We start from the raw sequence: 12,194 nt of genomic DNA on the forward strand, positions 1-12,194 counted from the left end.
GCCAATGACGGCGCACACCGCCGCCGCCACAGCGATCATGGGCTGGAGGGCGGCGCCCTCTTCGGGCGGTGACCGGCATCGCGGATGGCTCGCTCCTGGAGCACGGCACGGCGTCGGTGGCGGCGCCGCAGTGCTCCGGGGGCATGCCAGCCTCGGCAAGGGTGGCGAGCAGCCGTTCCATCAGCGAGAGCGCGCCGGGGCTGAGGGTTTTCGGGTTGCCGGCGAGCAATTCATGATCAATCTCAGCGCCCAACGGCTGTACAAGGCGAGATCGCCGACACGCCAAGCGACGCGTCACCCGCTCTCATGGCCCGACCTCATCCAAGCCCGCGAAAGCCATCCGTACGCAGAATGCACGCTAAACGCACGCTTCGGGGGCTCATGCGCTCACCCTTGATGGCCGCATCGAGTTGGACCCCAGACCGCGGCCACCCGGCACGGATCATCAGCACCGTGGGCTGGCGGACGGGCGCAGGAGCACGCTTTGCGGGTCAAGGTGTGAGGGGGTCGAGTACCTGTTTGTGGGTGTGTTGGTAGATCACAGAGGTACGGAACCCGACGACTTCGCGGCGTTCGGTGAACTTGTCCATGAGGAAGCCGTGGAGGTAGTCCACGCTCGGCACGGAGACGTGCACGATCATGTCGTCGCCGCCGGTGACGACATAGACCGTGCTGACCTCGGGCAGGCCGGCCGCATAGATCTTGAACGCCTCGATGACCGCCCGGCTGAGGGGGCGGATCTGGAAGTGGACGAGCGCTTGGACGTGGCGGTTCAGGGCGGCCGAATCGACGGCGGCGTGGTAGCCGGTGATGACTCCGCGGGCGCGCAGTTGACGGATGCGTTCGAGGCAGGTCGACGGGGCTATGCCGAGGGTGCGGGCGAGGTCGCGGTTGGTCTGCCGCTCATCGCGCTCCAGATGCCGGACGATCGCCGAATCAAGTTCGTCCATTCGGCAGGGGACGCAAGCATTGTCGAAACAGCTAGCTTCACGCCATGACAGGCGCACTTCAGGAAGCTCTGCCCCTCCACATCCCGTACCCCGTGCACGAGTTGGTGCAGGTGGTGCGCGGTCGCCGAAGTGGTCTGGCGATCACCATCGCAATCCACTCGACCGCTCTCGGCCCGGCCGTCGGCGGGTGCCGGATCGCTCACTACCCCGACCTCGCCGCCGCGATCGCGGACGCGCTTCGCTTGGCGGTAGCGATGACCGAGAAGAACGCGCTGGCCGGCCTCGGCCACGGCGGCGCAAAGGCGGTCGTCGCCCTCCCCACCACGACGCCGCCGACCGGCGCGGAGCGTACGGCGTTGCTCCACGACCTCGGCGACGCGATCGAATCGCTCGGTGGCCGCTACATCGCAGGACCGGACGTGGGAAGCGGACCGCCTTCACCGCCAAACCACCCGCTATATGACCAATTCCAAGGGGTGCCTGCGGAGGGTTGGGGGTGGGCGCTCAGGCGTCGGGGTCGACTTCGGGGTGCGTGAACCGCACGGGCTTGCCCAGTGACCGGGCGTAGGCGATTTCGGCTCGGGTGCTGTCTCCGATGTAGTCGCCGACTACGAGCACCTCATCAGCGAGCAGGATCTTCGACCGGTGCAATTCGTCGAGTTGAACCTTCAGGGCCTCAGTCTCGACAGGATCGGACCAAAGTTCGTGCGGCGACTTCAGATCGCAAGCCGGCTTGACGACAATCTTTCCGGGCCGAGCGGTGGTCTCCCGCAACTCGGCCTCGGCCATCTCGGCCATGAAACGGGTGGAGCCACAGATCACGACGATAGGCGGGAAGCTCAGCTGCTTCTTCGCCTCGGCGAGTTTCTCCTCGGGGGTGATCACTTGCGGGGATGACACTGGTTCCTCCTGGTGGTGCGGCCCGAGGGATGCCTGCGGAGACGAGTACGAAGGTATCCAAGATCATCTTTCGGCGAATGACGTGGAACCCAGCGCGCCCGCACTCTATGCGACGGTCATCCCTACCTGGTGCCGCGGCGCCCGCCGGCCGGCCCTACGCCCCGCCTGTGCGCTGCCGAACTGTCACCCCCGCTACGAAAAGCCGGTGCCGGTTACCGCGTTCACCGCCTCGATCTGCTGAGCCACGCGGCAGGAGGCCGCGGTGTCGGCTTGGTCGGCCGGCCCCCTGCCGGCAGCTGGTGGCGGTGCCGGTTCGGGCTCGGGTACTGCGACAACCCGAACGAGGGAGGCGCAATCAGATGACCGCACTGACGGAGCGTTGTCCGTCGGCGATCTTGCGGCCCCGCTGCACCCGGCGCGGCCCGCCGCAGCTCGCTGAGCACCTGGCGGCAACGGTCCGTGGCCGCGTCTTGATCGACCCGACCACCTGCCGCCGGCTCATCATCTGACCACTATCGCTGTGCGCTTCGACGAGGAGACCATGTCCACCGCATCTCACCAGCCCGCCACCAAGCCTGTCGTCGCGCCTTCCACACCCGGTCGCACCGCGGAGGGGGAGCAGATCATGGCGGTCGCCGACACGCTGGTGCTCGCGTACGGACTGCACCCGGCAGAAATACCGCGAATCCCGGAGGGCACCTCGACGGACAACTACGCCATCGTGGACCAGACGGGCCGTCGGCACTTCGTCAAGGTCTATCGCACTCGAGATCGTCTGGACCTGGAGCGGGCATCGGTCGAACTGTCCGAGTACGCCGCCGACGGAGGTGTCGCGACCGCGCGGGCAACCCGCACGCGCGAGCACGAACTCATCGAGACCCGCGGCCGCCTGCCAATGTCCCTATGGTCGTACGTGCCACACACCGACACTGCCGAGGGCACCCTGACTGGTGCACGGTGGGCAGCGGTCGGCACAGCGATGGGCCGTCTTCACAGCCGACTCGCCGCTCACCCCGCCGCCGCACCCACCCTGGAACCTGGTGCCGCGGTGTGCGACGTGGCCGCCGCACGTAACCGCTTCGAGAGACTGATTCTCGCGTACCAGCACATGCCCAGGCTTGGGGAGTTCGAGACATGGGCTCTGCAGGCGGCGCGTGAGCGACAAGCCGTCTTGGGGGACGTCGAGCGCATCCTCGCTTCACTTCCACGGCTGACGGTCCAGGTCATGCACGGCGACCTGGCCGGTCCCAACGTCCTGTTTCAGAACGACGATGTCGCCGCGATCGTGGACTTCGGACCACCCACACCTGGGTACCTCGCCTGGGAAATCGTGCGTCTTGGCTGTGACCCCAAGAGCGTCCTGTCCAACGGTGTTGAGAGGTGGCTCAAGGGATACACCGATCTCGTCCTGGCCTATCGAGACGCCAACCCCAAGGCGCCCGCGGACGACCTCTTGTACTCGCTTCGTGTCGGCTGTGCAGCCAAGCTCTGCTCGACCTTTCCGTTGTCGGCACCAGTGGAACGACCGCACATCGTCGACGCCGCACTCGAGTCGTACGCGCGGGCACGGCACGAGGCAGCTCTGCTGCTACTGGACCGGCTACCTGTCTTGGAGGACGCCCTGCGTGACACTCTTCGCTGAGTTCATGACCCTCATGGCCGGCGTAACCGGTCATCGAACCCGTCCCGGACCCGCCCCGCCGGTGAGCTGCGGTGTTGGTAGGTCACAGGCCGGTGAGGATGCGCGCCAACTCGTTCAACGAGCGCAATGAGTAGAGCACGTTCGGCTCCCCGGCGGAACCCGCGCCGGCGGCCGCCATAGGCGGCCTGGACCGCACTGAGCTGCGCCCCCGCCGTGCGCGCTACCCGTGCTCAACCCCGTCGTCGTGAAGTCCGACCTGCTGTTCAGCCTGCGGGAGCTCGACGTGCCCGCGGCCCCCGGCCGGCGAGATGTGTGCCGCAGTCGTACGCCCGGTCGCCCGAGTTCCAGATGCTCGACCTCTACGCTGCCGGCGAGGACTTCGACGTCCTTCTGGCGCTCGCCGAGAGGCTGATCGGGCCGCACCTCCCGTACGTCCTGCAGCGCTTCTCCGTCGCTGGCCATGTCCGCCACCGAGGAGGCGTAGTTCACGTGCCCCGACCACGGGACGATCTGGTGGACCGAACTCATACAGATGATCTTTCCCGCCGAACGGGAGACCTCCTCCACCACGCCGCGTCGGATGAACTCCTTGGCGGCCTCCCGCGCACACAGGAACTGGCCGGTCAGGTTGACGTCGATGACCTTCTGCCACTGGGCGAGCGTCATCTCCGTCACGGCCGCGTCCCGCTGCAGGCCCGCATTGGCCACCATGATGTCGATGGTGCCGAACTCCTCGACCATCCGCGCGACCATGGCGGTCACCTGGTCCTCGTCGGACACATCGGCCTCGTGGGCATAGGCGCGGACTCCCAAGCCCTCGATCTCCTTCACCACGTTCTCGGCCTCGTACGCACCGACGACGTAGTTCACCACGACGTCCGCGCCGGCCCGGCCCAGAGCGATGGCGGTCGCCAGGCCGATGCCCGAGTTGGCACCGGTCACCAGCGCCTTCTGGCCTCGGAGAAGCTGCGCGGACGACCCCACCCCGCGGCTGTCATCGACGTTTCCTGACACCACGATCTCTCCTTCTGAGTTGCGGACGGAACGCCCGCAGCAACCGGACGACGCGCAGGAGAAGGGTTGGACGTCGGCCGGCCCGCCGGGACAGACACAGGAGCCGTCGCATACCTGCCCCCAGACGAAAGCACCCCGCGCCGCGAGTGAGACATGCCGACGCGCAACGCAGCCGCACTTCGGCCCGGAGCCTCATACGGTCGGGCTACCGGGGCCGCCTTGCCCGGCCACACCACGCCGACGCTTGACGCCCATCGGTTCGTCGAGCGTCCGATGCCGGCAAGAACGCCGCCGCGTCGGACCCGCATCGGGCGTACCGCGGCATCGGTCGCGCAATGCGCACCACGCCTACGGACCACTTCCGCCAGCGGTGACCGATACGGCCCCGCCCGTTCGACGAGCGGGGCGCAGCCGCTTCCACCCCGTACAAGAGATGCCGTCTCTATCCGGTCATTCCCCTGCCGATCAGTAGACACGGGAGTCAGTGAATGGAACGCTCCCTACAGACCACGGACGGTTCACCTGCCGTTCGCAGCCCACCAGCCCCTGCTCCGGCCCGCCCCGCCGCTCGAGCGCCACACCCGAAGGCGCCCGGCCGCGTTTCTCGCACGAGCCGCATCCGAACCAGCAGGTAGTCATCGCTCAGCCGAGTCCTCCCCTTCTCGCCGAGAGGAGTGCACTGATGAACGTCCGAACCAGCCCGGCCGCACTCGCCGTCGTCCTCACCACGGCCGTAGCACTCGCCGCACCCACGTCCAGGGCTGCCGCGACACCCGCAGCCGTCGGACCGACGGAGTTCACTGTGGACACCACGTCCGACGCGGTCGATGCCGACCCGTCGGACGGGCTCTGCCGCACCGCGTCGGGCGCCTGCAGCCTGCGCGCCGCGGTGATGGCCGCCAACGCCCGCCAGGGCAGCACCATCACACTGCCTCCGGGCCGTTACCAACTGACCATCCCACCCGATCCCCGTCTGGTCATCGGAGACCACCCCGACCCGACCACAGGTGACCTGAACGTCACCGCGCCCATCACGATCCGCGGCTCCGGCGCACGGACCACCGTCATCGACGCCAACCACCTGGACCGCGCCTTCCGCATGCAGGCGGACACCCGGCTTTCCGATCTGACGGTCACCGGTGGTGTGGCCAAGGAGCGCGAACTGCCCATCACCGACACCGGTGGTGGCGGCATCGCGAACGGACACCGCATGACGCTGCGCCGGGTCGCCGTGACCGGGAACTCCGCGGGATACGGCGGTGGCATCTTCAACATCCCCGGTTCGCACCTGGATCTGGTCGACAGCACCGTCAGCGGGAACGTCGCGGGAGAGGCCGGGGGCATCAGGTTCGACGACACCGGCACCGTGACCAACTCGACGGTCGCCGACAACCGCGTGACGAACCCGGGCGACCGGCCCGGCAGTCTCGCCGGCTACGGCGGCGGGATCGACATCCGTGGTCTTGGACCCGTGGAGATCCTCAACTCGACCGTTTTCGGCAACAGTTCGAGCGACGGCGGAGGCGGAATCAACATCGCCCCCGCCTACCTCGACAGCCTGCCCTCCCCGATCCCCGACGTCGTCGACCTGCCGCTGGGGCGACTGACGTTGCGCAACTCCGTCGTCGCCGGCAACACGGTCGACGGCAAGGCCGCCAACTGCAAGAAGGCCTTCGCCACCATCGCCTCGGAGGGCCACAACATCGACGGTGACGGCAGTTGCCGGCTCACCGCCGCGGGCGACCTGCCCAGCCGTGCGCCGCTGATCGGCCCGCTCGCCGACAACGGCGGTCCCACGGACACCGCCGCGCTGCTGCCGGGAAGCCCCGCCATGGACGCGGCGGCCGACTGCCCGGCCACCGACCAGCGCGGTGTCGCGCGCCCCCAGGGCGCCGCCTGCGACATCGGCGCCTACGAGCACACGCCATGACGACACCGCTCGCACCGGCATCAGGAGATGCGATGAGATCGCCGAACCTGTGCACCACCCTGGCCCGCACCATGATCGCGATTCTGGCCCTGCTGCTGTCCTCTCTCGCCGTTCCCCCGCCCGCGGCCCGGGCCGATGCCGCTCACGACTCCCTGGTCGTGCACACCGACCGCGGCTGGGTGCGCGGCGCCGCCCAGCGCGACGGCGGCCGGGTCTTCCAGGGCATCCCCTTCGCCACCCCGCCGACGGGCGAACTGCGCTGGCGTCCCCCACGGCCGGCCGAGCGTTGGCCCGGCGTGCGGGATGCCACCGTACCCGCCCGGCCCTGCCCCCAACTGCCGCTGACGCTGCTCCCCGACGGCGGTCCCGTCCTGCCCGGCGAGTCCAACCGCACCGGCAGCACGACGGAGGACTGCCTGTACCTGAATGTGTGGACACCCGCACGCACCGGCGGCTGGCCCCTCCCGGTGCTGGTGTGGCTGCACGGCGGCGGCAACGCCTACGGCGCCGGCAGCGACTACGACGGCTCGACGCTGAGCGCGCGCGGCGTGATCGTGGTGACCGTCAACTACCGCCTGGGAGCGCTGGGGTTCCTCGCCCACCCCGCCCTGTCGGCGGAGAGCGAGGACCACGCCTCCGGCGACTACGGCTTGATGGATCAGCAGGCCGCGCTGCGCTGGGTCCGGCACAACATCGGCGCCTTCGGGGGCGACCACGACCGAGTGACCCTGGGCGGCCAGTCCGCCGGATCGGCGGACACCTGCGCCCACATCGCCTCCCCGACCGCCGAAGGCCTGTTCCAGCGGGCGATCCAGCAGAGCGGGAGCTGCGCCTCGGACGGCGCCCTGACACCGCTCACGCTCGGCGCGGCCGAGCGGGGAGGCAGCGACTTCGCGGCCTCGGTCGGGTGCGCGGACCCGGCGACCGCGGCGACCTGTCTGCGCGCCCTGACCACCACCGAGCTCCTTCGCGGCGCCGGGACCGGGGCAGCCTCCCTGTGGGGCCCGAACACCGGGACACGTCTCCTCCCGCGTGCTCCGCGCAGGGCATGGGCCGAGGGACGAGTGAACGCCGTCCCGACCCTGAACGGCAACACCCATGACGAATACCGGTACTTCACCGCGCTGTACCTGGATCTGCTCGGCGGCGGCCCCCTGACCACGGCCTCGTACGCCGCCCTGATCGGGCTCCAGAACGGCGGCCGCGCAGCGGCGGTCCTGCACATGTATCCGGCCTCGGCGTATCCCTCCCCGAACCTGGCCTACTCCGCCGTCAACACCGACCAGCGGTTCGCCTGCCCGGCACGGGCCGACAGCCGGCTGTACGGCACCCGGGCGCCCGTCTACGCCTACGAGTTCCACGACCCCCAGGCACCACCGTTCATCCCGGCGCCGCACACGCCGCAGGGCGCGTTCCACGCCTCCGAACTGGCCTATCTCTTTCCCATGGACTCCCTGCACCTGACGCCCGCCCAGCGGCGGCTGTCCGCCACGATGACCGCCTACTGGGCACGGTTCGTGGCCACCGGCGACCCCAACGGCTCCCGTGTCCCCGCCTGGTCCCGCTACACGGCCGAAGGGGACCGCGTCCAGGTGCTGGCGCCGGACCGGGTCGCATCCACCACCGGCTTCGCGACCGACCACCACTGCGCGTTCTGGCTCCCCTCCCCCACTTCCCGGGGAGCCGTGCGATGACGTCGACGCACCTGCGGCCGCAACAAGCCCTCGCCCGGGGACCGGCTGCCTGCGCGAATGGACCTGCGGTCAGGATCCGTCGCCTTGCGGCCCGGCCCGCTGCGGGGCGAACGCGCCTGTGAACCGCTCGATCCGGGGGCGGCGCGCCCAGTCGTCATTCCCTGTCCGTGACGTCGTGGGAGAGGGCGTCCTCGCCCGAGGTTCCGCGCACCGGAACGTTGTGGTGAGCCGCGAGCGCCAGCAAGGCGACGTGCAACGGCCCGGTCTCCAGCACGGCGCCCGGTTCGAACCAGCGGGCGACTGCGGTGCCACTCGCCATTCTGAGTGTGAAGCGCGCCAGTTCGTCCGCCACCTCGGGGCGGTCACTCAGCCCGAAGACGGCGCTCAGCGCATCCTGAGCCCAGGCCACCAGCGCGTCGCGGTAGTGGTGCACCTCGGCCACGGCCGCAGCGCTGGCGTCCTCCTGGACCATGCCCAGCCCCAGCAGCAGTTTCAGACCGTGCGGGTGGCGCCGGAAGGCGCCCTCGACCTCAGCGAGGAAGGCGTCCAGGCGCTGTGCGACGTCGGTGCCCGGCACCTCGGCCGGGGGCAGGGCTGCCAGCAGCGCGGTCCTGGCGCGCTCCAGCACCGCGACATAGATCCCGTCCTTGCTGCCGAAGTGCCAGTAGATGGAGCTGGCCGGCAGACCGCAGTCGGCGGAGATCATGGAAATGGACGTGGCGGCGTAGCCGTACCGCGACATCAGTGTGCCGGCGGTGTCGAGAATCGCGTCTCGGGACCGCGCGCCGCGGTCCTGGGCCGATGCCTCCGTCATACGCCGACTCTAGGCGAGAAGCCGGGGTGTGCTCAGCCTCGTACCGCTTCTCGGCACTGCATCCGGCCACGTCCGGCCGCCGCAGCAGATTTCGTCAGGGTCGACGGCTCCCGGCGCACCCTTCCTGCTCCGCCCTGCCACGACCTGTCCCCAGGCACCTGGTGCCGGCTGTGCGGCCCCTTAAGGTGAGCTGTGGGGAACGAAGATCGACGCGGGTGCGCAGGTCACCGGCCGGGGGGGACGTAGGCGTGGCAGGACTGGTGGGCAGATCGACGGAACTGGCGCGGCTGGACACGCTGTTGGCAGGCCTGGGCCGGTCCGGCCTGCCGGAGGTCGTCGACATCGTCGGTGAACCCGGCATCGGAAAGAGCAGGTTGCTCGACGAGCTGTGCGCGCGGGCCCGCAGGGCCGGGTTCACCGTACTGCGCGGCCGGGCCACGGAGTACGAACAGCACGTCCCCTACCAGCTGTTCACCGACGCGCTCGCCGACACCGACCCCGGCACCCGGGACGCCGACCCCGCTCTCATTGACATGCGCTCGGTGCTGCACGGCATCCGGAGGTCACCGGGCGACGTTTCCCCGGAAGGTGCCGCCGCCCGGTTCGAGCTGCATCGTGAGATCGCCGCGTTCCTGACGCACCTGGGTGAGCGGGGTCTGGTGCTGGCACTGGACGACCTGCACTGGGCGGATCCCGCCTCACGCGAACTCGTGGACCACCTGATCCGGCACCCCGCGCGCGGACGCGCCCTCCTGGCGGTGGCCCGGCGGGTCCGGCAGACGCCGACGTCCCTGACCGCGGCGCTGACGCGCGGCGCATCCGGCGGAACCGTGCTCCAGTTCGCCCTGGAGCCGCTCTCCGAGCAGGAATCCGTCCTGGCGCTGGCTCCCGACGTGCCCGAGGACCGGGCCAGACAGCTGCACACCGCCAGCGAGGGCAACCCCTTGTACCTGTTCGCCCTGGTGCACGCGTACCGCACAGGGGTGTCACCGCACGGCCTCACGCCCGACGCGCACGGCGACGCCATGGTCCCGGCAGGCCTGCCCGGTGGGCTCGCGGCGCTGCTGCTCGACGAGTTGGCCACGCTCACCGGCCCGCAGCGCCGGCTTGTCGAGGCGGTGGCGGCGCTCGGCGACCACGCGACGCCCGGCATGCTGACCGTGACGACCGGGCTGTCCCCCCAGGACGTGGAGAACGAGACCGGTGCCCTGGTGGTGCGGGATCTGCTGCGCGCCGGACCGGGCGGCCGGTGGACGCTGCGCCATCCCCTGGTCCGGGCCCTGGTCTACGAGGGAACCGCGCCCGGGCGGCGGGCCGAGGTCCACCGCCGTGCCGCGCGCGAACTGGCCCGTGGCGGTGCTCCCGCCACCGAGCGGGCCCGCCACGTCGAACGGTCGCTGACCGGCTGGGACCCCCGGGCCGCGGAGGTGCTCATCGAGGCCGCCGCACGGTTCGCGTCAACCGCGCCGGCCACGGCCGCCCATCTGCTGGATGTCGTCCTCACCCATATGCCGGACAGTCCCGACCGCTTCAGGCAACGCGGCGAACTGGTCCTGGCACGCGCCCGCGCGCTCGGCGTCAGCGGGAGCCTCCGGGAGAGCCGGGACCTGCTGCACACCCTGATCGAGACGGCCGGCAAGGACCATCCCGAACTGCGTACGCAGGCCGTCGCCCAGTGCGCCGTGATGGAGCGGCACCTCGGCCACTCCCCCGAGGCCACCGCGCTGCTGCGCCGGGAGCTGTCCCGCGCTCCGGGTCCGTCCCCCGCCCAGGCGGTCTCCCTGCGACTGGCCCTCGGCATGTCCGCTCTGCTGACCGCGTCCTATCCGGAGGCACGCGAGGACGTCGCGCAGGCCGTCGCCGTGGCACGTGCCGACGACGACCCCACCGGTGAGGCGGCGGCGTTGGCCCTGGCAGCCCTGGGCGAGGCGTACGAGGGGGAGACGGAGGCGGCGGCCCGTTTCACCGACGCCGCTGGTTCACTCGCCGACGCGCTGACCGATCCCGGTCTCGCGGATCTGTGCGAGGCGCTGGTCTGGCTCGCCTGGGCGGAAACCCTGCTGGAGCGCTACGACGACGCCGAGCGGCACGTCACCCGAGGGCTCCGCATCGCCCGCCGGACCGGACAACTCCACGTCCTGCCGCACCTCCTGACGAGCAGGGCTTTCGTCCATCTCACCACCTGCCGTCTGCCGTCCGCGCTGGAGGCGGCCGAGGAGGCGGAGTTGATCGCCCGGGCCGCGGGCAGCGAGGACCTTCTGGGTTTCACCCTGGCCATCAAGACGCTGGTGCTGCTGCTGGTGCGTCCGCTGGGGGACGGCAGCGCCCTGTCCACGGGTGAGGAGGCCACCGCCGCGGTGGGCCGGAGCAGGGGCTGGTGGTCGTCCCTGGCCTGGTGCATGCTCGGGCACGCGACGTACGTGAGCGGTGACCCCCACCGCGCGCAGGAGGCCATCACGGCGGCAGGCGGCGGTCCTGAACTGCCCCTGCTGCAACCCTCGATCCGCCCAGGCCAGCTCGACACCCTCGCGGCCGCGGCCCTCGCCGCAGGTGACGTCGACGCGGCCAGCCGCTGGGTCGCCCAGGCGACGCGCGAGGCCGACCGGCTCGGCCTCGACGGTCAGCGCGCGGCCGCCCTGCGTGCTCAGGCCACGCTGGCCGAGCACCAGGGCGAAACCGGCAGGGCCGTACGGCTCCTCGACGCGACGGCGCAGGAGTACGTCTGCTGCGGCCAATCCCTGTGGGAGGCGTACTCCCTGCTGCGGGCGGCGCCCTTGGTGCAGCGCACGGGGCAGGGAGCGCGCGCCGCCGCGATGTGGCACCGGGCCCACCGGATCGCCGTCGGCGGCGGCGCACGCCTGCTGGTGGACCTCGCCGAACTGATCCGCCCCCAGGTGATGGCGCAGACCCCGACGGTTCCGGCGCAGCTCGCGGAGCTGACGGCCCGTGAGCTGGAGGTGGCGGGGCTGGTGGCGCAGGGCCTGAGCAACCAGGGCATCGCCGCTCGGCTCCACCTCAGCCGACGCACCGTCGAGACCCACCTGTCCTCCATCTACCGGAAGGCGTCGGTGCCGTCCCGCGCGGCCCTGGCCGGACTCATGACCCGCGTCGGGCTGGGACCAGGCTCGTGAGCCGGGTCCGGTGATCGGTTGTGGGCGCAGGTCTGGGCCGCCTGAAGCCGCGGCGCCAGGATCACCACGGCGGCGACCGCGACTGTGGCGAGCCACATCGCGTACAGCATGGCCAGGTG

The 12,194-nt window shown here is 70.6% G+C and carries 9 protein-coding genes; 5 read left to right on the forward strand and 4 right to left on the reverse strand.

Going from position 1 to position 12,194, the window contains the following annotated elements:
- Nucleotides 1-491: 491 nt before the first annotated feature.
- Nucleotides 492-950: an Lrp/AsnC family transcriptional regulator gene (locus tag AC07C1_RS32470; RefSeq protein WP_478944852.1), complete on the reverse strand. Its 459-nt coding sequence runs from the start codon at nt 948-950 to the stop codon at nt 492-494.
- A gap of 44 nt (nt 951-994) precedes the next feature.
- On the opposite strand from AC07C1_RS32470, the gene AC07C1_RS32475 reads away from it, so the two are divergent.
- The gene (locus AC07C1_RS32475; protein ID WP_478944854.1) at nt 995-1,486 is read left to right on the forward strand and encodes a Glu/Leu/Phe/Val dehydrogenase dimerization domain-containing protein; all 492 of its coding nucleotides are present in this window, start codon (nt 995-997) and stop codon (nt 1,484-1,486) included.
- On the opposite strand, the gene AC07C1_RS32480 is transcribed toward AC07C1_RS32475, so the two are convergent.
- The gene (locus AC07C1_RS32480) at nt 1,455-1,850 is read right to left on the reverse strand and encodes a hypothetical protein (RefSeq protein ID WP_478944856.1); all 396 of its coding nucleotides are present in this window, start codon (nt 1,848-1,850) and stop codon (nt 1,455-1,457) included. The genes AC07C1_RS32475 and AC07C1_RS32480 overlap by 32 nt on opposite strands.
- A 520-nt stretch (nt 1,851-2,370) precedes the next feature.
- On the opposite strand from AC07C1_RS32480, the gene AC07C1_RS32485 reads away from it, so the two are divergent.
- Nucleotides 2,371-3,492: a phosphotransferase enzyme family protein gene (locus tag AC07C1_RS32485; RefSeq protein WP_478944858.1), complete on the forward strand. Its 1,122-nt coding sequence runs from the start codon at nt 2,371-2,373 to the stop codon at nt 3,490-3,492.
- A 114-nt stretch (nt 3,493-3,606) separates the two neighbouring features.
- Here AC07C1_RS32485 and AC07C1_RS32490 read toward each other — a convergent pair whose 3' ends face one another.
- On the reverse strand, nt 3,607-4,509 hold the full coding sequence (locus AC07C1_RS32490) for an SDR family NAD(P)-dependent oxidoreductase (RefSeq protein WP_478944860.1): 903 nt from the start codon (nt 4,507-4,509) through the stop codon (nt 3,607-3,609).
- Between the two features lie 679 nt (nt 4,510-5,188).
- Between AC07C1_RS32490 and AC07C1_RS32495 the strand changes: the two genes are divergently transcribed.
- The gene (locus tag AC07C1_RS32495; protein ID WP_478944862.1) at nt 5,189-6,436 is read left to right on the forward strand and encodes a choice-of-anchor Q domain-containing protein; all 1,248 of its coding nucleotides are present in this window, start codon (nt 5,189-5,191) and stop codon (nt 6,434-6,436) included.
- Between the two features lie 32 nt (nt 6,437-6,468).
- Nucleotides 6,469-8,130, forward strand: a complete 1,662-nt coding sequence (locus tag AC07C1_RS32500) for a carboxylesterase/lipase family protein (RefSeq protein ID WP_478944865.1) — start codon at nt 6,469-6,471, stop codon at nt 8,128-8,130.
- 154 nt (nt 8,131-8,284) lie between these two features.
- Here AC07C1_RS32500 and AC07C1_RS32505 read toward each other — a convergent pair whose 3' ends face one another.
- Complete coding sequence (locus AC07C1_RS32505; RefSeq protein WP_478944867.1) at nt 8,285-8,944, reverse strand: TetR/AcrR family transcriptional regulator; 660 nt, start codon at nt 8,942-8,944, stop codon at nt 8,285-8,287.
- A gap of 248 nt (nt 8,945-9,192) precedes the next feature.
- Here AC07C1_RS32505 and AC07C1_RS32510 point away from each other — a divergent pair, with 248 nt between their 5' ends.
- Complete coding sequence (locus AC07C1_RS32510; protein WP_478944869.1) at nt 9,193-12,075, forward strand: helix-turn-helix transcriptional regulator; 2,883 nt, start codon at nt 9,193-9,195, stop codon at nt 12,073-12,075.
- Nucleotides 12,076-12,194: the final 119 nt, after the last annotated feature.

Source organism: Streptomyces sp. NPDC045022 (genome assembly GCF_056432605.1).